Raw genomic sequence first — 20,216 nt, forward strand, 5'->3', positions numbered from 1 at the left:
TGCCCGCGCCCGGTCCAGAGGCTCCCGCCGCGGCCACGGGTGGCACATCGGCAGAACTGCCGACCGCCGCGCCCTTCCCGTCGTCGCGTGGCCGTGCCACCCTGCCGCGCGTGCGCTCCGTGCGGAGGACCGGCCGGCTGGCCGCTGCGCTCGCCCTCCGCACGACCGCCGAGGCGGTGGCGGCGGGCGAGGTGCTGCCGGACGTCGCCCGGGGCGAGGCGGTGCTGACCGCGCTGCAGTCGCTGTCGACCTGCGCCGCCGCGGTCCAGCGGTGGGACCCGGTGCGCTCCCGGCACGAGACGCTGGCCAGCTCCGGCTACGTGGGTGAGGCGCTGGCCGCGATGGAGGGTGCCTTCCACCAGGACCCGTTGTTCCCCGCCGTCCGTGCGTCCGGCCGGCCGTTGCGGGTCTGCGACATCGCCCCCGCCGACCGCCGCGGCCCGATGTTCGAGCGGGTCATCACGCCGCTGCGCTTCACCGACGGGGTGAGCCTGTGCCTGGTGGCCGGCGGCCGGTACGTGGGGTCGCTGCACGCCAGCACCGCCTCGGACGGCGTGGACGACGAGGCGGTCGACTGGCTGCGGCTGCTGCGTGCCGATCTCGCCGGCCTGGTCGACCCGCTCGGTGGGCAGCTGCCGGTGGTGCCCGGGGACGGCGGCGTGCTGGCCTGGCTGCCGGACGACGGGCGGGTGCTGGCGCTGACGCCGTCCGGGCGCGCGTCGCTGCTGTCCGGACCCCTGGCAGCGCTGCTGCACCCCTCGTCCTGGCCGTCCCGGCTGGGACGGCACCTGCTGGTGCTCCGCGGTGCGGAGCTGACCGGTGTCGAGGCGCGTCCGGCGGGACGGTGGGTGGTCGTCGAGCACCGCCCGGTCGCGGCGCCCGCGAACCTGTCGCTGCGCGAGCTCGAGGTGCTCTGCGGACTGGCGCTGGGCGGGACGAACCGGATGGTGGCCCGGTCGCTCGGGGTCACCGAGCGCACGGTCGCCACCCACGTCGAGCACGTGCTCACCAAGCTCGGCGCCGGCAACCGCGCCGCTGCCGCGGCGTTCGCCGTCGGTGCCGGGCTGGTCCGGCTGCCGGCCTGACCCGCATCCCGGCACCCCGCCGTCCCGCACCGGTCGCGGGTGGGCATGCTCGACGGCGCACCCGGAACCCAGCAGAGAGGCAGGGACACGTGGGACAGGTCCAGTTGGAGCGGCACGGCGGCGTCGCCGTGTTCACGGTCGACTCGCCCGAGGTCAAGAACGGGCTCAGCCCGGAGATGGGGCTGCAGCTGGCGGCCCTGTGCGACGAGGTGGACGCCGACCCGGCGATCGGCGCGGCCGTCGTCCGCGGGGCCGGGGGCACCTTCTGCTCCGGGGCCGACCGCCGGCGCTGGACGGCCGGCGCCGACCAGGCCGAGGACACCGTCTACAAGGCGCTCGGCGCGGTCTACACCGCCTTCCGCCGGATCGGGACGCTGCAGGTGCCGACCATCGCCGCGGTGCGCGGCGCCGCGGTCGGCGCCGGGCTGAACCTGGCGTTGTCGACCGACCTGCGCATCGTCGGCGAGGACGCGCGGCTGCTCGCCGGCTTCCTGCGCATCGGCCTGCACCCGGGCGGCGGCTACTTCACCATCAGCTCGCGGACGGCGGGACGCGAGGCCACCGCCGCCATGGGGCTGTTCAGCGAGGAGATCGACGGGGTGCGCGCCGCGGAGATCGGGCTGGCGTGGAAGGCGGTGCCCGACGACCAGGTCGAGGACCTCGCCCTCGAGCTCGCCGGCCGCGCGGCGAAGGACCCGGAGCTGGCGCGGGAGGCCGCCCGCTCGTTCCGCACCGAGGCCGGCCCGCCCGGGATCGGCTGGGAGGCCGCGCTGCACTTCGAGCGGGCCACCCAGATGTGGTCGCAGCGGCGGCGCGACACCGCCTGAACCGCGCGAGGTGCCTTTCGCGCGCGGAAGGCACCCCGGACGCAGGGTCAGGCCTCGAGGCGACGGGCGACGCGCTCCCGGCCCGGTCCGGACAGCTCCGCCGTGACCTCCCGCCGCCCGGCGACGGCCATGAGCAGCGCCTCGGCCGGGCCGCGCACCTCGGGGCCGCGGCCGAACGCCCAGTCGGCGTCGGTCGCCACCAGTCGCACGTCGCGGACCCGCAGCACCCCGAGGAGCGTCGGAGCGAACAGGGCCGTGCGGAGCGCCGGGACCAGCCGCTCGGTGGGGATCTCGCGGCGCAGGCCGAGCGGGCGCCGGATGTTCTGGTGGTGGATCAGCCCGTCGGTGAGCGCGATGGCGCCGCCCAGCCCGGCGGTCAGGCCGGTGGGCGTCAGGTGCCGGCGGAGCAGGTCGACCAGCTGCTCGGGGGAGCGGGTGCGGTACTCGCGCAGCCCGACGGCGTTCACCCGGTCGAAGCGCAGGGCGCCGCGGGCGAAGCGCCCGGCCAGCTTCCGCGGACCGAGCTCCTCGTAGCTGAGCAGGTGCGCGACGACGTCCTGCACCGACCAGCCCGCGCACAGCGACGGCGCCGCCCACTGCTCGGGCGTCAGGGTGACCAGCAGGTCGAGGAGGTCCTCGCGCTCGGCGCGGGCCAGTGCCATGACACCCATGCCGTGTGCCTACCGGATGCGGGACGGCTCGGTCCACGTGACGGTTCTGTGTCGTTCGGCCGTCGGTCCGGGCAGCGGCCGCTCCGGCTGGGCAGCGGGTTCCGTACGCGGAGTCCGACGGTTCGAGGAGGAGACGGCATGCGCAGGACGCGGCGGTGGCTGACCGGGACGGTGCTGGCGGTGACCCTCGGGGTGACCGGCTGCTCCGGCAGCGCGGCGGGTGACCCGCCCGGTGACGCGGTGCCCGGCGAGGAGGCCGACAGCTCGAGCGACCCTGACCCGGTGGACGGCGGCGAGGAGGACGCCGACGGCATCGACCCCGGCACCGGCGGGATCGACGACGACGACGACACCGACGGCTGATCCTCGGACGGACGACGTCCCCTCCCGCTGGGTCGTGCTCTGCCCACGGTGGTGGGCAGAGCACGACCTCGCGTCAGTCGGTGCCCTCGGCGGCGATCAGGTCGGCGACCGCCTGCGGCCGGGTCGAGCAGTCGTCGTCCGACGGCGGCTGGTCGGAGGCGAGGCCGGTGACCCCGGCGTCCTCGACGGGGGTGAAGCCGAGCCGCTCGATGTGCCGCGGCACCCGGTTCTGCGCGTTGACCACGTGCGAGCGGGACAGCCAGCCCTTGCCGTCGGCGACCTCGAAGTCCATGCCGCCGCCGGACGCGCGCTGCACGTGGCCGGGCGAGGGCAGCAGCCCGACCAGCTGCACCGCCTGGTCGACCGGGAGGTCGGCCGGCGGGCGGTCGAAGTAGTACCAGCTGGCCGCGCAGACGCCGTAGAGGGTCGGGCCGAACTGGGCGTGGTTGACGTAGAGCTCGAGCATCCGCCGGTCGTCGACGACCATCGCGAGCTCGAAGGACAGCCCGGCCTCGACCGCCTTGCGCCAGGCGCTCATCTCCTGGTTGAGGAAGAGGTTCTTGGCGACCTGCTGCGGGATGGTCGAGCCCGACGGGTCCTCGGCGCCGGACAGGTGCGCCTGCGCGCGGCTCCACATCTGGGCCCAGGTGAAGGCGCCGGAGCGGTAGGGCAGCGCGGCGTCCTCGTGCGCAATGACCGCGGCGAGGAAGTTGCGCGACACGTGCTCGACCGGCACCGACTGCTGGATCGCGCCGTTCGGGTTGGCCGCCATGAACGCCGTCGTCGGCGGGTCGACCCAGCGCAGGGAGAGCATCACCAGCAGCTGGACGACGAAGCCGACGGCGAGCGCCAGCCCGAGCCGGCGGAGCAGCGCCCGGCGGCGGCGGGGCCGCTCGGGGCCCTCGTCGCGGCGGGGGCGCCGTCCCGACCGCTCCTCCGGCGCGGGGCCGTAGCGGTCGGCGACCTGGTCCCACGGCGAGCGGGACGGGGGGAGCGGCCGGGACAGGACCGGGCCGTCGTCGTACTGCTCCCAGTCGTCCTCGGGCGGCTCGGGTGCGGCGCCGCGGCTCCAGCGGCGACCGGTGGGCCGGCGATCCGGTGAGCGGTGGGGCATGGGGCGGTGCTCTCCCTGGTGGACGCGAGCCGTCATGGTAGGACGGCGGACCGTCACGGCCGGGGAGCTCAGCCTGTGAGGCGCGCGAAGACGACGACGTTCTCGGTGTAGTCGCCGGTGTCCTCATCGAAGGCGCCGCCGCAGGTGATCAGCCGCAGTCCGGCGTGGTCGAGGTCGCCGTAGACGGCGTCGCTGGGGAAGGCGTCCTTGGCGTGCTCCTCGACCCGGTCGACGACGAAGACGGCGGTGCTGCCGTCGGCGCGGTCGACCTCCACGGTGTCACCGGGCACCAGCTCGTCGAGGCCCGCGAACGCGCCGGGCTCGCCCTCCCAGTCGACGTGGCCGGCCAGGACGGCGGGCCCGAGCTGGCCGGGGGTGGGGCTGCCGTCGTACCAGCCGACCGGGTAGCCGGCCGGCGGGACCTCCATCGAGCCGTCCCGCCGCAGGCCCAGCTCCATGACGGCGGAGGTGACGCGCAGGGCCGGGATGCGCACCGCGGTCGGCGGGCTGGCCGGCAGCTGGTGCACGACGGCGGCCGGGGTCATCGCGGCGGCGGCTGCCCGGGCCGGCTGCTCGAGGGGCAGGTCGGCGGGCGCGGCGACGACCCGGTGCACCGCCGGCTCCGGTGCGGGGCCGACCATGAGGACCCCGGTGCCGGCCGCGGCCAGCACGACCGAGGCGGCCGACCAGACGAGCACGGCGCGCGGGGTCCGGCGCCGGTGCCGGCCGTAGCGGGTGACGCGCGGCGGGCGGGCGAGCAGTGCGGCGACGTCGTCCAGGGGTGGCGGGTAGGCGCCGACGATGCGGACCTCGCCGTCGGCCTCCCCGCGCAGCCGGATGGCCAGCGTGCCGGTGCCGGGCACGGCTCCGCCCGCCCCGGTCGCTGGTGGACCGGGGCGGGCGGGAGGCGGGTGCTGTGGCACGGCCCGCCGGTCAGGCGGAGCTGCGGGCGCTGCGGCGGGCCGCGACGGCCGCGCCACCGGCGGCGGCCAGCGCGGCGCCGCCGAGGACGAACGGCAGCGCGCCGCCGTCCTCGCCGGCGCTGCCGTCGCCGGCGGCGACCGCGCCGGCCGGGCGGGCGGTGACCTGGGTGCTGCCGGTGCTCGCGTAGGCCTGGTCCTCGCAGGCGATGCCGTCGTTGTCGGCGTCCAGCCGCTCCGGGTCGCCCGGGACGGCGTCGAAGGCGGCCTGGGCGGCGGCCTGGCTGGCGAAGTCGGGGCAGTCGCGGTCGGTCGCGGCGTTCGCCGTGCCGGTGGTGCCGAAGGTGAGGACGGCGGTGACGAGGACACCGGCGGCGGTGGTGGTGCGGCGCATGGACTCTCCCGGGAGGGCGGTGGCTGGGGGACCACCATCACCCGGGAGTGACCGTGTCGGCACGCTCCGACATACCGGGACCTCGGCGTTCCGGTTGGTGGATGCTGCCAGCCCGACACGCGCGGACACGCCGCTGACTTCCGTGACGCCGGGCGGTCTGCCCCCTCATGGGGACGATCCAGTGGGACCTGGGTGCGCAGGCGGCGGAGGTGGCGCGGGTGGTGGCCGGCGTCCGCGACGACCGGCTCGGCGAGCCGACACCGTGCGCGGGCACCCCGGTGGCGGGGTTGCTCGCGCACCTGGCGGGGCTCGCGGTGGCGTTCCGGATGGCCGCGGACAAGACGCCGGTGCCCGGCCAGGCGCCGGCGTCCCCGGACGACCTGCCGCCCGACTGGCGCACCCGGATCCCGGCCGACCTCGACGCGCTGGTGGCCGCGTGGCGGCGACCGTCAGCGTGGGAGGGCACCGCCGAGGCCGGCGGCGTCGAGATGCCCGCGCCGGTCGCGGCGGTCGTGGCGCTCGACGAGGTGCTGGTGCACGGCTGGGACCTCGCCGTCGCCACCGGTCAGGACTACGCGGCCGACCCCGCGTCGGTGGCGGCGTGCACCGAGTTCGCCGCGCAGGCCGCCGCCGAGGGACCCACCCCGGGGTTGTTCGGCCCGCCGGTGCCCGTGCCGGAGGACGCTCCGCCGCTGGACCGGCTGCTCGGCCTCACCGGCCGCGACCCCGCCTGGCGCCCTGCCTGACCCCACCGGCGGGCGCCGACCGCGGTGGTGGGTCGGACGGCGATGACCTGCACGTCACTGATCTCCGCGAGGGTGGGGTAGTCGGTGTCCTGACCCACCACCGGCACGTGCAGGGCCAGTGCGGCGGCGGCGATCCAGGTGTCGTGGACGGTCACCCGGCGGCCGGCCTGGGCCAGCAGGAGCCGGAGTCCGGCCCACTCGTCGGCGACGGCGACCTCCTCAGTCGGCCGACCGTTCTCCCTCGGCCAGCTCGTCGTACTCGTCCACGGGCAGCTCGAGCGCTCGACGGACCCGGGAACGCGCGCGCACCAGGCCGGCCGCTCGGCTGACTGCCAGGTCGTCGCCCTGCTCGGCCCGGCTCAGCATCCGCAGCAGGCCCATGGTCAGCCAGCGGTGTGCCTCGCGGAGGTCGCCGGCGAGCTCGTGGTCCTCGCCGATGAACAGGTACACGTCACCGTCCGCCGGGCGCTCCCGGCGCAGCTCGTCGGCGAGGCGTCGGGCGCCGGCGACGTCCCCGACGGCCAGCAGCCCGTGGTGCAGGTAGCAGCGGACGTCGGGCAGCACGTCCCCGTCGGCGACGGTGGCGCGCCGGAACAGCTCCAGGGCGGCGTCGTGGTCGCCGATCCTCGACAGCTGTTCCCCGGCATCGACCAGCAGCGACGCGGGGGAGACCTCGTCGTCCTCGGGATGGACCTCCTCGGCCCACGCCGCCAGCTGCGCGGCCGCCGCCCGGTGCTGCTCGGGCGTCCGGGCACGTGCGTACAGCTCGTCGACGTCGTCCTGGGTCAGCGGTCTGCGCATCGGCTCACGGTAGGTGTGGGGACCGTGGAGTCGGGCCGTGGCCGGGCAACCAGCGCCGGACCTCGGCGTCGACGGCGACGGTGGCGTCGAGGGAGCAGAGGACGCCGACCAGTCCGCTGGCCACGCGCTGCAGCAGCAGGTGGCGCGGCGGGACGGTCAGCCGGCGCTGGGTGCGCGCGGCCGCGCCGAACGGGTCGGAGGCGCGCCGGGTCTGCTCCTGCAGCCAGGCCCGGGTGAACCGGTGGGCCGGGGTGCGCAGCGGCTGCAGGTAGGGGTCGAGCAGGGCGAGCAGGGCGTCGTCGGTGACCTGGTCCGGGCGCAGCAGTCCGGCGGAGGCGGCGATCCGGTGCAGGGCCGAGGCGTCGCCGTCCCGGCCGGCGGCGAGCAGCAGGCCGAGCCGGGCCGGCCAGCCGTGCGGCAGGTCCTCGGTCGCGCCGAAGTCGAGGACGGCGAGCCGGCCGTCGGGCAGCAGCCAGAAGTTGCCGGGGTGCGGGTCGCCGGGCCCGCACGGAGGCCGAGGCCAGCAGGCGGAGCAGCAGCTGGCCGGCGCGGTCCCGGTCGGCCCGGGTGCCGGTGGCGATGACCCGGGACAGCGGCGTCCCGCCGACCCAGCGGGTGACCAGCACACGGTCCTCGGCGGCCAGCACGTCGGGGACGGGGATGTCCGGGTCGCCGCGGTAGGCGTCGGCGAAGGCCGTCTGCGCGGCGGCCTCCCGGACGTGGTCGAGCTCCTCGACCAGCCGGGCGCGCAGCTCGGCGAGCAGCTGCCGGGCGTCGAGACCGGGTGCGGCGGCGGACACGACCGGCGCGAGCTTCTCCAGCATCCCCAGGTCGGCGACGAGCGTCTCGCCGGCGCCCGGGTACTGCACCTTCACGGCGACCGGCGTGCCGTCGGACCAGGTGGCGCGGTGCACCTGCCCGACGCTGGCCGCCGCGACCGGCCGGTCGTCGAAGTCCTCGAGCACCTGCCGCCAGCTCGTGCCGAAGGCTCTGACGAGCTGCTCGTGCACCATCGGCGCCGGCATGGCCGGCGCCGCCTCCTGCAGCCGGACGAGCGCGTCGCGGTACGGGCCGACCAGCTGCTCGGGGAGCGCGGCCTCCATCGCCGACATCGCCTGGCCGACCTTCATCGCGCCGCCCTCGAGCTGGCCGAGGGTGGCGAACAGCTGCTCGGCGGTGCGCTGCTGCACCTGCGCGGCGACCACCTCCGCGGGGCGGCCGCCGATCCGCCTCCCGAGGCCGACGGCGGTGCGGCCGGCGTGCGCGGCCGGCAGCGCGGCCAGCCGGGCCATCCGGGCGAGGCGGCCCCGGGGCGGCCGGCCGTCCTCGGGCTGGTCCACCGCCGGATGTCAGCGACCGGCTAGCGGAGCTCGTACCACTCGAAGTCCAGCGTGAGGTCCTCGTGCACGACGCCCTTGCCGACCGCCTGGATCCGGTTGAGCCACGCGTAGCGCTGGTCGCCGGTCTCGAAGCGCGGGGTGACGTAGAGCGTCTTCGGCAGGTCCATGCCGTCCGACGCGTCCAGCCTGCCGTGGTACTGGGTGAAGACGAAGGCCCCGTCGTGGGTGCGCAGCGTCGCCCGGACGTCGATCGTCCCGGTGCCCTCGGGGCCGACGAGCAGCCAGTCCCCGGATGCGCCGACCATCTCGCCGCTGAAGCGGTCCCCGTCGAACTTCACGCTCTCGTTCTCGATGACCACCCGCGTTCCCGCAGGCCCCGTCCCGACCTCGATCGGCGGCTTCAGCTGCACCCGCATCGTGCACAGTGGCACCAGCTCGATCCCCATCGTCCCCCCTCGGCTCTGGCCGTCGCCGGCCACCCACCGTGGCGCGGACGCCGTCCGCGCCGCCAGAGCCGGATGCCCCTGGACAGGGCCGTCAGGAGGACGGCGGCGCCGGCACCGGTCGGTTGGGTTCGGACGTGCGGGTGTCCCAGCGGGTGCTGGCCAGCTGCCGTTCGGCGTGGGTGACGAGCGAGAAGACGTCGGTGGCGGTGTATCCCGTCGTCCAGGTCCGGCTCGTACTGCCGGTAGGGGCCGAAGAGCCGGTCCGCTCGGGGGACCATGTCGAGGTCGGAGTGCTCCCAGACCGAGTCCACCCACCGAGCCACGGACGTAACCTTTCATGCTCGGGCCACCTGTTAAAGCATCACACGCGATCCTTTGATGGATGCCCGCTCCATCAAGGGTTCCGGGTCCTCGGGGCGGTCAGCCGACGAGGAACGCGGTGGCCTGCGGGCCGTCGCCGTCGATGCAGGAGCCGGTGGCGAGGATGCCGCCGTCCGCACCGACCGGGGCGACGTCGCCCAGCACGCCGGCGCCGTCGCACAGGGACACCACGCTGAGCCGCTCGCCGGTGGCCAGGTCGACGGTCACCAGCTCGGCCGGGTAGGAGAGGTCGGCCTGGGGCACCCACGCCGAGGCGCCGTCGGGGGAGACGAGGACGTCGAGCGCCGAGTCGCCGACGCCGTCCAGCGCCACCGACCTCGCGACCGCGCCGTCCACCACGGTGACCAGCAGCCCGGACTCGCGGCCCTCGCTGACGTGCAGGGTCGCGACGACGGTGCCGTCGGCGGCGACGTCGAGGTCGGCGGGGTGGCCGACCGGGTCCTCGGGGGCGAGGTCGACCGGCTCGCCGACCGGGCGCAGGCCGGGATCGAACCCGGCGAGCAGCGCGCGCGCCTCCGCGGTCTCGACCAGCGCGGCGAGGCCGCCGTCGGGGCGCGGGGTGAGCGCGGTGACGGTCCCCGGGGGGACGACCGGCGCGGTGGTGCGGACGACGCCCTCGCCGAGGTCGACCGCGATGAGCTGGGCCGGCCCGTCGGCCAGGGTGAGCGCGGCGTAGAACGTGCGCCCGTCGGGGGAGAGGGCGGTGGCCACGCTGTCGGGGCGGACGCCGAGGCCGACGACGGTGGCCTGCCCGTCGGGCGGGACGGTGAGCAGCTGGTAGCCGGCGGTCGGGCTGGTGCCGGCCACGAGGAAGGAGCCGTCGGGGAGGACGCCGAGCTCGGCGTCGTCCCCGACGGCGGGGACCTCGAGCAGCACGGTCGCCACCGGGCCGTCGTCCCCGGGCTCGACCTCGACCAGGAAGCCACGCGTGCCGCCGTCGGTGAGCAGCGCGACGGGGTGGCCGTCGGGGGCGGGCGCGAGGTCGAGCAGCCGGGCGTCGCCGTCGACGGCGGCGTCGAGGTCGACGGTGCCGAGGAGTTCGGGCGCGCGGTCCGGGGCGTCGTCCCGCGTCGGGCCGTCGCCGTCCCCGCCGGTGCAGGCGGCGATGGCGAGGACGACGGCGAGGGCCGCGGCGGTGCGGCGGACGCGGGGCATGACGGCTCCGGATCTGGTCGGAGGCCGAGCGTCCGCTGTGACGGGTGGTGCGGCAACTCGGGAGGTGACCGGCGGCACCGTGCCCTTGCCCGGGCGCCCTGCCGATAGCGGTTCGTGAGGCGACGGACTGATCTCTACCCCCGTCGTCGGGGAGTGGCTCGAGATGGCGGCTGTGCAGCGACGACTCGGTGACGGACTGGCGGTGCTGGGAGGCGCGCGCCCCGATGTGCTGGAGGCGGCGCCCGGGGCGCGGCCGCGGTTCGTGGCGCTGGGCGGTGTCCTGCTGAGCACCGGTGGCCTGGCCGTCGTCTCGATGGCGTTCGCCGTGGCGATGGCGCTGGGCGTGTGGTGGCCGCTGGCGCTGCTGGTCGGCCTGGGCTGGGGCGCGGTCGTGGTGAACCTCGACCGGATGCTGCTGGTCGGGATGGCGCACGACGCCTCGCTCAAGCGCAACCTGGTGCTGGCCGTGCCGCGGGTGGGGCTGGCGCTGATCCTCGGCGCGGTGATCGCGACGCCGCTGACGCTGCAGGTGTTCAGCTCGGAGATCGACACCGAGGTCGAGGCGATGCAGGCCGAGGCGGCCGACGCGTTCCGCACCTCCCTGGAGTCCGACGCCCGCTTCGTCGGGCTGCCGGAGCTGCGCGAGCGGGTGGCCCTCGGCGAGTCGATCGTGGCGACCGGGGGCGTGGCGGACCCGCAGCTGGCGGCCGTGCAGGGCGACGCGACGGCGGCGCAGGCGGCCTACGACGCGGCGCTGGCGACCCAGCGGGAGCTCGAGGCGAGGGCGCAGTGCGAGCTGGACGGCACCTGCGGCACCGGGGACGCCGGCACCGGTCAGGCGTACGTCGAGGCGCGGGCGGCGGCGGACGCGCAGGCCGCCGTGGTGGCGTCGGCGCTGTCCTCCCTGGACGCCGCTGTGTCGGCTGCCTCGGCGGCGGAGGGGCGCAGCGCCTCGCTGGCGTCGTCGTCGCTGGAGGCCGACCGCGCCGAGCTGCAGCGGCTGACCGCGGAGCAGACCCGGCTGCAGACGGCGTTCGACGCGACGAACGAGGAGGCCGACGGGATCCTCATGCGGCTGGAGGCGCTGGACCGGCTGGGTGACCGCAACGTCACGCTGGCCGCGGCGCAGCTGATGCTGACGCTGCTGTTCATGAGCATCGAGATCCTGCCGGTGCTGATGAAGCTGCTGCTGAACTTCGGCCCGCCGTCGGCGTACGACAAGCTCGCGGCGCTGCGCGACTCCGGTGACGTGGAGATCGAGGAGCTGCAGAAGGAGTCGCGGCTGACCGTGGCCGCGGCCCGCGAGGAGATGCTGGTGATGGCCGAGCGGGAGCGGATCGACCGGCAGAAGCAGGCGATCATCGCCCGGCGGGAGGTCGCGGAGGCGGCGGCTGCTGCCGAGCGGGCGGCGGCGGTCCGTGCTGCCGAGCGGGCAGCGGCCCAGGCCGAGGCGACGGGCGCCGTCCCCGCTGCCGAGCCGCTGCGGCCCTGGGACACCGGGCCGATGCGCCTGGCCCGCTCCGCCGCCCGGACGGTCCTGCCGACCCGGCGGCGTCCGTCCGACCGCGTGCCCGCCGGGGTCTGACACCAGTAGCCGTCGACAGCGCCCCGGCCTCCTCGTGGGAGGCCGGGGCGCTGTCGTCGCACATCGGGACTCACAGCCGACCGCAGGCGCGGAAGCCCTCGTCCTCCTCGACGGCCAACACCTCGATGCGGTGCGTGTCGCCGGCCTGGGCGAGCTGCACATCGACGACGTAGGACTGCGGTGAGGAGCGTCCGTTGGGGCGGACGTCGCCGACCGTGATGGTCAGTCCGTCGTTCAACGGCCCGACCACGGCGACTGCTGCGTCCTGCGTGCGGATGTAGCGGTCGAGCGGCCCCAGCTCCAGCTGCTCGGTGTGGCAGAGCAACTCCCAGGCGACACGCCAGTCGTAGCGTTGGTTGGCCGTCAGGAAGTTCTCGACCGCCTCCCGGGGCGTGTCGTCCGGTCCCGAGGTGAGCCCGCGGTGGGTGAGGACGCCGGCCACCATGGCCCCGACGGCGAGGACCGCACCACCGATCAGCAGGAGACGGGTGCGCCGTCGGTGCGGATGGGGCGCAGTCGGTGGCAGCGCGGCTCCCGGACCGTGGGGCACGAGCCCTGGATCCGATCCGGTCGGATGAGCCAGAGCCCACGGATGGGCGGCGTGACCGTCGGGGGTCCAGCCGGGGGGCGTCGTCACCGGAGGCCGTCCTCGACGCCGGGGGCCGTCGCCCGGCCGACGCGCACGAAGAAGCTCGGCGCCGCGACCAGGGACTCGACGCGGCCTCCGGCGGCGAGGTGCAGACTCCAGGTGCCGTCGAGTGCGCTGTCGAGGACGTCGTGGAAGGCGCCCGCCCACTCGTCGTCGTCCTCGGTGGGCACGGATCCGCCGGGACGGGCCAGAGCCATCGCCAGGTGGACGTCGTCTCCGGGGATCGAGCGGGCCAGCTCGGCGTGGACGTCGAGCAGCCCGACGGCCAGGTGCCGGTCGGCCTCGATCGGGATGTCCTCGACGGGAGCCAGAACGGGGGACTGCCGACCGTCGGGTCCCAGCCACGCCAGCCAGAGGGTGCGGCCGGAGAAGGAGAGCGGAGAGAGCAGCGTGACCCAGCGGCGGGTCAGTGCGAGGGTCGAGCGGACGGGGACGTCGGCGAGGGCGGGTGTCGTCACGCGGCACACCGTGGCAGCGCGGAGAGGCCGGACCGCGGTTTTCCACAGGCCAGCGGGGTCGTCATCCGTTCCCTGTGTCCCAGCCGGCCGGCGGACGCGCCGTTCGAGGAGCCGCCGCGTCCCGCATCGCGTCCGGACGGCCGGAACTCGTCGTACCCCGGTCCTAGCCTTCACTGTGGGTAGGCGAGGGGGAGCACAGTGAGCACAGCCGTGTGGGCGTTCATCGGCGTGATCGCCGGCGGGCTGCTCACGGTCGCGGCCCAGGCCACGGCCGAGTCGCTCAAGGCCCGCGCGGCGGCGCGGGCGCGGGAGGAGCAGCGGGAGCGCGCGTCGCGGGAGTTCCAGCGCGCGACCCTGATCGAACTCCAGGCCGCCATGGCCGACTACCGCGCGGCGCTGACCCGGGACCGGAGCCAGATCCTGCCCTCGCGCGCCACGGACGCGCAGCTCTCGGCCGCCCGGTCGAGGTACCAGATGCTGGTGCACCGCGTGTCGTCGTCCGCGGCACGGGAGGCCGCGCTGGCGTGGGAGGTGGCCGCGCTGCCCTGGTTCCAGGGCGACGACTCCGCCACCGCCGCGGTGGAGGCGGATGCGTGGGAGACGGCGATGCGGGTCACGGGCGAGGCCGTCCGCGCCACGGACTGAGGACCGTCAGACGGTGTGCAGGCGCTCCGCGACGCCGTGGTCGCGGGCGGCTTCGACGAGGTACTCGCCGAACTCCCGGCTCACGTGCTCCGCGCGGAGCACCGCGGCGCCGCCGTCGACGAGCACGCGGGTGACCAGCTCGTCGGCGAAGGACGGCGTCCCGGCGACCATGCGGCGGAAGTCGACCACGATGGTGGCACCGGACATGCGGTCGGCGAGGCCGTCGACCAGCGCGCGGGCGCGTTCCCGCCCGCCGCTCAGCTGGGGGACCTCGATCGGTGGGAGGACAGCAGGCACGCTCATCGACCTCCTCACAGGCTCAGACGCACGTGCGCGAGCGTACCGGGATACGAGGCGGGGAGATCGCTCAGTTGGGGATCCAGGTGACCCCTCCGGAAGGTGCCGCTGGCCGCCCCGCTGAGCAGCGTCACGCTCCCGCGGTGCTCCCCGGTTATGCCGATGACCCGGCTGATCCCGCGCCCACGGCCGGGGCGGCCGATGGAGGTGACGTGCACCTGCGCCGCCCGCACGATGGCCGTCCGGTCGTCGGGCACGGGGAGGGCCTCGGCGAGTCGCTCACGGAGGCCGATGCCGCTGTCACCAACGGCGAACGAGATGTCGCCTGCGTTGTCGTAGCGCTGGAGCGCCACGTAGCCGTGCGACCGCGTGCTGTGCTCCAGCACGTTCCGGGCCATCTCGTCGAGTGCCGCGTACAGCGGCTGGATGAGCTCGGGGTGGTCGTCGACGTAGGTCTGCACGAGGGCGGCGGCGACGGTGTCCAGGCCGGCCTCCCCGTCGAACCGGCGCAGCTCGACGAGCCGGTGGCCGAGCCGGCGCTCCCGCACGTGGGGCAGGTCGTGCGCCACGTCCAGCCCGGCCAGCTGCTCGCCGAGCCGCATGCGGGTGAGGTAGTTGGCGACGTCGCCACCGGCGGGCTTGTGGAACTGGACGGGACGGCGCTGCAGCATGGCCCGCTCGGCGATCACCGCGAGGCTCACCAGGCCGGCCGGGTCGATGAACTTGAGCCCGGTGAGGTCGATCCGGACCGGTCCGTGGTCGCCCGCAGGACGCAGGTGTCCGCCGATCTCGTCGTACGTCAACACGCCGTTGGTGCAGACCGCGATGTCGACGCAATCGGCCCGGGTCATATCCGTTACATCATCGGACCAGGGAGTGACAGCCGGATGCGTGACGGCCTGGTTCTCTCAAGTGACCGGAGGGCATGGTCGGTCGTCACTCGCCGACGGTCGGGGGTCGCACACGGTCAGGGCTCCCGACGAGCGTCGTCCCCGGGCAGCCAGCGTGGACCTCACCGTCGAGGTGACGGTCGCGCGCATCGGGCGGAGGACGCCGGCCAGCCCGGGATCGAGGTCAGCGGATCGCGGTGGCCGGGGGCGAGGCGCTGGACCGGTCGGTCGTCCCGAAGCGGTCCGTCAGCCACCCGCTCCCGGCATGGGTGGCAGCGCTCCGGCCTTCGTCAGCCAGCCGAGCCAGTCGCCGAGGTGCCAGGCCTCGGACACCTCGTCCCCGGTCCAGTGCAGGACGTGCGCGCCGTCGGCAGACGTGTGGTTCCCGGTCGGCTCCACTCCCGGCAGCAGCTGCGTCGTCCCGGAGAGGACGGCGTCGACCGTCCAGCGGTGTACGGAGGTCGTCCCGTCGACGACGTGCTCGTGCACCTGCACGTGGATCTCGGAGAAGCCCGTCCGGAAGCTCGTGATGAACTCCCGCAGCTCGGCCCGCCCCATGTCCGGGAACGGGGGCCCGTGGTAGACGACGTCGTCGGCGAAGACGTCGTCCACGGCGGACAGGTCGCCCTGCTCCCAGGCCGCCGTGAAGCGGGTCATCGCCTCACGCGCCCGCTCCTTCGAGACCGCCGAGCTCGTCGTCCGGGTCATGGCACGGCTCCTTCCTCGTGCGTCCGCGACGTCCCCCATGCTCCTCGGAAGGGGGCTCCGGACCAGGGACGTCCGGCCCGGCCGGTCAGTGGACGGCGCGCTCCTGCCCGGCCCAGTTGGGCATGCAGCTCCCGCTCGAGCACCTCGCCGACGGGGGAGAGCAGCGCCTCCGCCGTCCGGCCGAGCAGGGCGTCGGACATGGCGAGGCCCCGCCCGGGCCCCGGCCCGTGCCTTCACTGTCCGCAAGGACGAAGGCGCACCTGTGTCACACACTCGCTCTAGCCTCCGTCCATGAGCCCGCGGACGCCGTCGCGCCGGGGCGGCGTCCGGCTGGACGCCGGGGCCAAGGCCGTGCTCCGCGCCTGGGCCGACCTCGACCGGTTCGAGCTGCCCGAGGTGCCGACCAGCGAGGAGAAGGGCTGGGCCGCGGTCGGGGAGATCCCGCGCTGGCAGACGCCGCGCCCGTGGCCACCCCGGCCGGAGAAGGCCCCGGAACGGCAGGACCGGCAGGTCCTCGTCACCCGGGTGCTGTTCGGCTGCCTGCCGGTGGCCGAGCTGGAGGGGCTCCTGGACGAGCTGTTCCCCGACGACCTGCGCTTCCGCGCGACCGGCGTCCGCCGCCGCCCGACGACAGGCGGCGCGCTGACCTGCCGTGGGTCCTTCCTGCTGGACGACGCCGGCCGGCCGATCGGGGACTCCCTCAGCTACTCGCCGCTCATCGACTTCGCCCGGCACGTCCAGCACCACGTGGCCGCAGGGACGCCCCTGAACGGTGCGGTCGGGAAGGCGCTGCGTGCCATCGACGCCCGGGAGACCAAGCTCCGCACCGACTGGGAGCGCGTCGCGGACGGTGCCCCCGAGAACGCCGACCCGGCCGCGGTCGTCCTGCAGCTGCTGCGGTCGGTCTCGGTGCAGCGGGACGTGTTCCGCTACGCCACCTGGTGGGTGCCCACCGGCCAGCAACCAGCCGGCCAGCTGCCGGCCTTCTTCCGCGACGACCTGCTCGCCGCGGTGCAGCACCCCACCTCACCGCTGGTGGGCGACTACCTCAGCGGCCGCCCGCGCGGTCGGCCGGCGACCACCCAGGACGTGCGGGACGACGGCGTGCTGGCCGAGCTGGTCACGCCGTTCCGGATGCCGCGGGCGGCCTGGCCGGGGGAGCACCGGCCGCGGCTGTCGCAGCAGGTCGCCGTGAGCGCGGTCGTCGGCGCCGACGCGCAGCGGATCCTGTCGGTCAACGGGCCCCCGGGCACCGGCAAGACCACCCTGCTGCGCGACGTCTACGCCAACGTGGTCACCGACCGGGCGGAGGCGATGGTGCGCTACGCCGACCCGGCGAAGGCCTTCGGGCCCCGGCGCGAGCTGCCGTCGGGCACCCAGCGCACCTGGGAGCTCCACGCACCCGCCGCGGACCTCTGCGGCTTCGAGATGCTCGTCGCGTCGAGCAACAACGCGGCGGTCGAGAACGTCAGCCGGGAACTGCCGTCGCTCGACAAAGTCGATCCCGGGCTGAGGGACGTCGTCAGCTACTTCCGGCCGGCGGCCAACCCGGAGCCGCCGTCGCCGAAGGGTGCGGTGCCCCGGCGGACGGGCCGCCCGGGCCTGCTGGCGAAGGGCGAGGCGTGGGGCTTCGCGGCCGCGGTGCTGGGCAGCCGGGACCGGGTCTCGGCCTTCACGGAGGTGGTCGACCGGTACCGCACGGCACGGGGCACCACCGACCTGCTCTCCCTGCTGGGCGCCGGGGCGACCGACGCGCAGTGGGCGGCGGCCCGGCGGCGGTTCCGCGAGGCGCGGCAGGCGGTCGAGCGGCGGTGCGCCGAGCTGGCGGAGGTGGCCGAGGGCCTTGCCGTGGTCGACGACCTCGCCGGCCGGCGGGAGGCAGAGCGGCGGGCGGTCGAGGACGCCGAGCGCGCGCTGACCCGGGCCACCGAGGACGTCGGACGGGCCCGGCAGGCCGTGGCCGACCACGAGGGCCCGGCGGCCGCGGCGGTGCTGGCGGTCGAGGGCGTCTCGGCGCAGCGACCGGGCGCCCTGTCCCGTTGGTTACAGACCGAGGCCGCGGCGTCGTGGTCGGCCCGGATGGCGGCGGCGGAGGAGGCGGCCGAGACCGCGGCCCGTGAGCTGGAGGCGCGTCGCGTCGTCCTGGCGCGGGTGCTCGGTGCGGAGGAGGGAGCGCGGGAGGCGGCGCGCGCAGCGGCGGCGGCGCAGCGGGCGGCGGAGGAGCGGCTGCGGCGGCTGCAGGCGGCGGTCGCCGCCTGTCCGGAGCGGGTGGACGCCGCGTGGTGGCAGCGGCCGCGCGCCGCCCGGGAGTCCGGGCCGGCCTGGATCGACGCGGACCTGCAGCGCATGCGGGGAGAGCTGTTCGCGGCGGCGATGCACGTCCACGAGGTGTTCGCCCGGCGCGCGGGCACCCAGATGCAGGCCAACCTGCGCACGTGGATGGCGCTGCAGACCAACGAGGTGGAGACGACGGTCGCCCGGGAGGTCACCCTCGCCGCCTGGCAGGCGTTCTTCCTGCTGGTGCCGCTGGCCTCGACGACGTTCGCGTCGATGGCCCGGCTGCTGCGGGACGTGCCCACCGGGTCGCTGGGCTGGCTGATCGTCGACGAGGCCGGCCAGGCGGTGCCGTCGGCGGCGGTCGGCGGGCTGGCGCGGTTCCGGCGGGCCGTCGTCGTCGGCGACCCGCAGCAGCTGGAGCCGGTGGTGACGCTGCCGGACGCCCTGGTCGCCCAGCTGATGCGGCACCACGGCGCCGCCGCCGAGCTCGCCCCGAACCGGGCCTCGGTGCAGACGCTCACCGACTCGATCACCCGGTTCGGCACCGAGCGGCTGGGCACGTGGCTCGGCCTGCCGCTGCTGGTGCACAACCGCTGCCTGGAGCCGATGTTCTCCATCGCGAACGAGATCGCCTACGCCGGCGAGATGATCTCCGGCCGACTGGAGCCGGGCCCGGACGACCTGATGGGTCCGAGCCGGTGGATCGACCTGCCGCGGCCGGACGGCGCGCACTTCCGGACGGAGGACGCGGAGCGGGTGCTGGAGCTGCTCCGCAGGGTGGACTGGGCGGTGGACCAGTCGATCGCGATCATCTCGCCCTTCAAGGAGGTGGTGCGCGGGTTGCGGCGGCCGGTCGAGCGGGAGGTGCTCGCGCTGCTGCCTCCCGAGCGCCGGTCGAAGGAGGGGCGGGAGAAGGCCCTCGACTCGGTGAGGGTGGGGACGGTGCACACCTTCCAAGGGCAGGAGAAGACGGCGGTGGTCCTGGTGCTGGGCGGGGGCTCGAACGGTGCGCGGGCGTGGGCGGCCGGCAGCCCCAACCTGCTCAACGTCGCCGTCACCCGTGCCCAGGACCGGCTGTACGTGGTCGGCGACCGCTCGGCGTGGGCCGACGTCGGGCACGCCCGGACCCTTGCCGAGTGGCTGCCGTTCGGGCCGGACTGACCTGTGCCGCCGGGACCGCCCCGTCCACGGGCGGAGCTGGCCAACGGGCAGAGCGCACCACTGCTCCGGGCGCCGGCGTCCCCGGGCGTCCGACCCCTCGGCCCGGCGCCCGCCGTCCGAGCTCCGCCGCAGCCGGTCTGGACGGGCCGGGCGCGCGGACGGGACGATGTGCGCCCGCTGCGAGGAGGCCCCCGTGCTCGGTTGGATCGACGGCCAGCTGCCCTGGTGGGTGATCGGTCCAGGCGTGGGGCTGTGCGTCGTCGCGCTCTACGGGCTGGCCGACGCCCGGCTCGGGGTGTCCGGGGCCTGGCTGGCGACGATCGCCCGGGCGGAGGGCTGGCAGCCGGAGCCGTGGCGCCGGTCGTTCCTCTTGGCGCTCGTGGTGGGCTCGCTCGGCGCGGCCCTGCTCGGGCCGCCCGTCACCGTGCACGGGTACGGGCGGCTGTCCGAGCTCCTCCCGCCGGTGCTGTTGGTCCCGGTGCTGCTGGCGGTGGGACTGGCGCTCGGCTACGGCGCCCGGTGGGCGGGCGGCTGCACGTCCGGGCACGGGCTGTCCGGGTGCGCGGTGGCCTCGCCGGACAGCCTGGTGACGACGGCGACGTTCTTCTCCGTCGCCGTCCTGGTGACCCTGGCGCTGCACGCGCTGACCGGCGGGGCACTGTGAGCCGCCGGACCCGGTGGGCCGTGCTCGCCGTCGGCGCGGTGTTCGGCTTCCTGCTCACGGCCAGCGGCTTCGGCGACTACGAGACGATCCACCGTGGCCTGCTGCTCCAGGACGGCTACATCTACCTGACCATGGGCAGCGCCGTCGGGACGGCGTTCGCAGGCATCGCCCTGCTCCGGCGGCGGGGACGGACGGCGTCCGGCGCACCGCTGCGGCTGCCTCGGCAACGGGCCGAGCGGCGACACGTGTACGGCGGGGCCGTGTTCGGGCTGGGCTTCGGCGTCGGGGCGACGTGCCCGGGGATCACGGTCGCGATGACGACGACCGGCGGCCTGTACGGGCTGGTCGTGCTGGTCGGCCTGCTCGGCGGGCTGCGGCTGCGCGGGTGGGTGGAGCAGCGCGCGGCCCGCTCGCTGAGCACGGAGCCGATGCTGCCGGCGGCCCAGCCCGTCGTGTCGGCTCGACGGCTCTCGGACGTGGTCCCCGAGTAGTTGCGCGGCGTGGAAGCGACGGGTTCGCCTCGACCGCCGACGGATCCGACCGCAGCACGTGGTGCGCGCTCGCCGTCCCGGATCCCGAGCTGCCGGAGTGCGCCGGCGACCGATCGACTCGGCGTGGGTCCGGGTGCGGCCGGCGCAG

22 protein-coding genes are annotated in these 20,216 nt (G+C 75.7%); 9 read left to right on the plus strand and 13 right to left on the minus strand.

Annotated features, from left to right (window positions below; genetic code table 11):
* The first annotated feature begins 110 nt into the window (after nucleotides 1-110).
* Nucleotides 111-1,085 carry a helix-turn-helix transcriptional regulator gene (locus BLR12_RS19250; protein ID WP_218120746.1) on the plus strand — a complete coding sequence of 325 codons (975 nt, stop codon included), beginning with the start codon at nucleotides 111-113 and terminating at the stop codon, nucleotides 1,083-1,085.
* An 89-nt stretch (nucleotides 1,086-1,174) separates the two neighbouring features.
* Complete coding sequence (locus tag BLR12_RS19255; protein ID WP_091381561.1) at nucleotides 1,175-1,912, plus strand: enoyl-CoA hydratase/isomerase family protein; 738 nt, start codon at nucleotides 1,175-1,177, stop codon at nucleotides 1,910-1,912.
* Nucleotides 1,913-1,959: 47 nt separating this feature from the next.
* Here BLR12_RS19255 and BLR12_RS19260 read toward each other — a convergent pair whose 3' ends face one another.
* Complete coding sequence (locus BLR12_RS19260) at nucleotides 1,960-2,583, minus strand: maleylpyruvate isomerase family mycothiol-dependent enzyme (RefSeq protein WP_091381563.1); 624 nt, start codon at nucleotides 2,581-2,583, stop codon at nucleotides 1,960-1,962.
* A 138-nt stretch (nucleotides 2,584-2,721) separates the two neighbouring features.
* Here BLR12_RS19260 and BLR12_RS19265 point away from each other — a divergent pair, with 138 nt between their 5' ends.
* Nucleotides 2,722-2,946 carry a hypothetical protein gene (locus tag BLR12_RS19265; RefSeq protein ID WP_091381565.1) on the plus strand — a complete coding sequence of 75 codons (225 nt, stop codon included), beginning with the start codon at nucleotides 2,722-2,724 and terminating at the stop codon, nucleotides 2,944-2,946.
* Between the two features lie 73 nt (nucleotides 2,947-3,019).
* Here the strand turns inward: BLR12_RS19265 and BLR12_RS19270 are convergent, their stop codons facing one another.
* The 3 genes from BLR12_RS19270 to BLR12_RS19280 all read right to left on the minus strand — a co-directional run bounded on the left by BLR12_RS19270 (nucleotide 3,020) and on the right by BLR12_RS19280 (nucleotide 5,374).
* Nucleotides 3,020-4,060, minus strand: a complete 1,041-nt coding sequence (locus BLR12_RS19270) for a transglycosylase domain-containing protein (protein WP_091381567.1) — start codon at nucleotides 4,058-4,060, stop codon at nucleotides 3,020-3,022.
* Between the two features lie 68 nt (nucleotides 4,061-4,128).
* On the minus strand, nucleotides 4,129-4,923 hold the full coding sequence (locus BLR12_RS19275; protein ID WP_255363661.1) for a class F sortase: 795 nt from the start codon (nucleotides 4,921-4,923) through the stop codon (nucleotides 4,129-4,131).
* A 70-nt stretch (nucleotides 4,924-4,993) separates the two neighbouring features.
* Complete coding sequence (locus BLR12_RS19280) at nucleotides 4,994-5,374, minus strand: excalibur calcium-binding domain-containing protein (RefSeq protein ID WP_091381569.1); 381 nt, start codon at nucleotides 5,372-5,374, stop codon at nucleotides 4,994-4,996.
* A 167-nt stretch (nucleotides 5,375-5,541) separates the two neighbouring features.
* Between BLR12_RS19280 and BLR12_RS19285 the strand changes: the two genes are divergently transcribed.
* Nucleotides 5,542-6,120, plus strand: a complete 579-nt coding sequence (locus BLR12_RS19285; protein ID WP_091381572.1) for a TIGR03086 family metal-binding protein — start codon at nucleotides 5,542-5,544, stop codon at nucleotides 6,118-6,120.
* Between the two features lie 219 nt (nucleotides 6,121-6,339).
* Here the strand turns inward: BLR12_RS19285 and BLR12_RS19290 are convergent, their stop codons facing one another.
* From BLR12_RS19290 to BLR12_RS19305, 4 genes are all read right to left on the minus strand, one after another.
* The gene (locus BLR12_RS19290; RefSeq protein ID WP_091381574.1) at nucleotides 6,340-6,921 is read right to left on the minus strand and encodes a tetratricopeptide repeat protein; all 582 of its coding nucleotides are present in this window, start codon (nucleotides 6,919-6,921) and stop codon (nucleotides 6,340-6,342) included.
* Nucleotides 6,906-8,213 (minus strand): AarF/UbiB family protein, encoded by a 1,308-nt coding sequence (locus BLR12_RS19295; RefSeq protein WP_369803479.1) that lies wholly within the window; start codon nucleotides 8,211-8,213, stop codon nucleotides 6,906-6,908. Before BLR12_RS19295 ends, BLR12_RS19290 begins: the two co-directional genes overlap by 16 nt.
* Nucleotides 8,214-8,281: 68 nt before the next feature.
* A complete protein-coding gene (locus tag BLR12_RS19300) occupies nucleotides 8,282-8,707 on the minus strand; it encodes a DUF3237 domain-containing protein (protein WP_091381576.1) in 426 nt (141 codons plus the stop codon).
* 420 nt (nucleotides 8,708-9,127) lie between these two features.
* Nucleotides 9,128-10,243: a hypothetical protein gene (locus BLR12_RS19305; RefSeq protein ID WP_091381578.1), complete on the minus strand. Its 1,116-nt coding sequence runs from the start codon at nucleotides 10,241-10,243 to the stop codon at nucleotides 9,128-9,130.
* 163 nt (nucleotides 10,244-10,406) lie between these two features.
* Here BLR12_RS19305 and BLR12_RS19310 point away from each other — a divergent pair, with 163 nt between their 5' ends.
* A complete protein-coding gene (locus BLR12_RS19310) occupies nucleotides 10,407-11,828 on the plus strand; it encodes a DUF4407 domain-containing protein (protein WP_091381581.1) in 1,422 nt (473 codons plus the stop codon).
* Nucleotides 11,829-11,898: 70 nt separating this feature from the next.
* Here BLR12_RS19310 and BLR12_RS19315 read toward each other — a convergent pair whose 3' ends face one another.
* Both BLR12_RS19315 and BLR12_RS19320 read right to left on the minus strand, forming a co-directional pair.
* A complete protein-coding gene (locus BLR12_RS19315) occupies nucleotides 11,899-12,273 on the minus strand; it encodes a hypothetical protein (RefSeq protein WP_091381583.1) in 375 nt (124 codons plus the stop codon).
* A 188-nt stretch (nucleotides 12,274-12,461) separates the two neighbouring features.
* Nucleotides 12,462-12,935 (minus strand): hypothetical protein, encoded by a 474-nt coding sequence (locus BLR12_RS19320; RefSeq protein WP_091381585.1) that lies wholly within the window; start codon nucleotides 12,933-12,935, stop codon nucleotides 12,462-12,464.
* Nucleotides 12,936-13,133: 198 nt separating this feature from the next.
* Here BLR12_RS19320 and BLR12_RS19325 point away from each other — a divergent pair, with 198 nt between their 5' ends.
* The gene (locus tag BLR12_RS19325) at nucleotides 13,134-13,580 is read left to right on the plus strand and encodes a hypothetical protein (protein ID WP_143018818.1); all 447 of its coding nucleotides are present in this window, start codon (nucleotides 13,134-13,136) and stop codon (nucleotides 13,578-13,580) included.
* Nucleotides 13,581-13,586: 6 nt separating this feature from the next.
* Here BLR12_RS19325 and BLR12_RS19330 read toward each other — a convergent pair whose 3' ends face one another.
* The 3 genes from BLR12_RS19330 to BLR12_RS19340 form a co-directional block, all read right to left on the minus strand.
* Nucleotides 13,587-13,883 (minus strand): hypothetical protein, encoded by a 297-nt coding sequence (locus tag BLR12_RS19330; RefSeq protein ID WP_091381589.1) that lies wholly within the window; start codon nucleotides 13,881-13,883, stop codon nucleotides 13,587-13,589.
* 8 nt (nucleotides 13,884-13,891) lie between these two features.
* Nucleotides 13,892-14,728 carry an ATP-binding protein gene (locus BLR12_RS24685; protein WP_091381591.1) on the minus strand — a complete coding sequence of 279 codons (837 nt, stop codon included), beginning with the start codon at nucleotides 14,726-14,728 and terminating at the stop codon, nucleotides 13,892-13,894.
* A gap of 285 nt (nucleotides 14,729-15,013) precedes the next feature.
* The gene (locus tag BLR12_RS19340) at nucleotides 15,014-15,475 is read right to left on the minus strand and encodes an ester cyclase (protein ID WP_176832594.1); all 462 of its coding nucleotides are present in this window, start codon (nucleotides 15,473-15,475) and stop codon (nucleotides 15,014-15,016) included.
* Nucleotides 15,476-15,766: 291 nt separating this feature from the next.
* Here BLR12_RS19340 and BLR12_RS19345 point away from each other — a divergent pair, with 291 nt between their 5' ends.
* The 3 genes from BLR12_RS19345 (at nucleotide 15,767) to BLR12_RS19355 (ending at nucleotide 20,068) form a co-directional block, all read left to right on the plus strand.
* Complete coding sequence (locus tag BLR12_RS19345; protein ID WP_091381594.1) at nucleotides 15,767-18,913, plus strand: DEAD/DEAH box helicase; 3,147 nt, start codon at nucleotides 15,767-15,769, stop codon at nucleotides 18,911-18,913.
* A 193-nt stretch (nucleotides 18,914-19,106) separates the two neighbouring features.
* Entirely contained in the window at nucleotides 19,107-19,577 is a 471-nt protein-coding gene (locus tag BLR12_RS19350) for a YeeE/YedE family protein (protein ID WP_091381597.1), read from the plus strand.
* Complete coding sequence (locus BLR12_RS19355) at nucleotides 19,574-20,068, plus strand: DUF6691 family protein (protein WP_091381599.1); 495 nt, start codon at nucleotides 19,574-19,576, stop codon at nucleotides 20,066-20,068. The genes BLR12_RS19350 and BLR12_RS19355 overlap by 4 nt, the downstream gene beginning before the upstream one ends.
* Nucleotides 20,069-20,216 lie beyond the last annotated feature (148 nt).

It is taken from the genome of Geodermatophilus sp. DSM 45219 (genome assembly GCF_900104025.1).
Lineage (GTDB): Bacteria > Actinomycetota > Actinomycetes > Mycobacteriales > Geodermatophilaceae > Geodermatophilus.

Bases quoted from the DNA above. Each gene is read 5' to 3' on its own strand.
- BLR12_RS24685 (WP_091381591.1), bottom strand. From the start codon at position 14,728: ATGACCCGGGCCGATTGCGTCGACATCGCGGTCTGCACCAACGGCGTG.
- BLR12_RS19280 (WP_091381569.1), bottom strand. From the start codon at position 5,374: ATGCGCCGCACCACCACCGCCGCCGGTGTCCTCGTCACCGCCGTCCTC.
- BLR12_RS19340 (WP_176832594.1), bottom strand. From the start codon at position 15,475: ATGACCCGGACGACGAGCTCGGCGGTCTCGAAGGAGCGGGCGCGTGAG.
- BLR12_RS19290 (WP_091381574.1), bottom strand. From the start codon at position 6,921: ATGCGCAGACCGCTGACCCAGGACGACGTCGACGAGCTGTACGCACGT.
- BLR12_RS19300 (WP_091381576.1), bottom strand. From the start codon at position 8,707: ATGGGGATCGAGCTGGTGCCACTGTGCACGATGCGGGTGCAGCTGAAG.
- BLR12_RS19260 (WP_091381563.1), bottom strand. From the start codon at position 2,583: ATGGGTGTCATGGCACTGGCCCGCGCCGAGCGCGAGGACCTCCTCGAC.
- BLR12_RS19295 (WP_369803479.1), bottom strand. From the start codon at position 8,213: ATGGCCCGGCTGGCCGCGCTGCCGGCCGCGCACGCCGGCCGCACCGCC.
- BLR12_RS19285 (WP_091381572.1), top strand. From the start codon at position 5,542: ATGGGGACGATCCAGTGGGACCTGGGTGCGCAGGCGGCGGAGGTGGCG.
- BLR12_RS19345 (WP_091381594.1), top strand. From the start codon at position 15,767: ATGAGCCCGCGGACGCCGTCGCGCCGGGGCGGCGTCCGGCTGGACGCC.
- BLR12_RS19265 (WP_091381565.1), top strand. From the start codon at position 2,722: ATGCGCAGGACGCGGCGGTGGCTGACCGGGACGGTGCTGGCGGTGACC.
- BLR12_RS19305 (WP_091381578.1), bottom strand. From the start codon at position 10,243: ATGCCCCGCGTCCGCCGCACCGCCGCGGCCCTCGCCGTCGTCCTCGCC.
- BLR12_RS19270 (WP_091381567.1), bottom strand. From the start codon at position 4,060: ATGCCCCACCGCTCACCGGATCGCCGGCCCACCGGTCGCCGCTGGAGC.
- BLR12_RS19315 (WP_091381583.1), bottom strand. From the start codon at position 12,273: ATGGTGGCCGGCGTCCTCACCCACCGCGGGCTCACCTCGGGACCGGAC.
- BLR12_RS19310 (WP_091381581.1), top strand. From the start codon at position 10,407: ATGGCGGCTGTGCAGCGACGACTCGGTGACGGACTGGCGGTGCTGGGA.
- BLR12_RS19330 (WP_091381589.1), bottom strand. From the start codon at position 13,883: ATGAGCGTGCCTGCTGTCCTCCCACCGATCGAGGTCCCCCAGCTGAGC.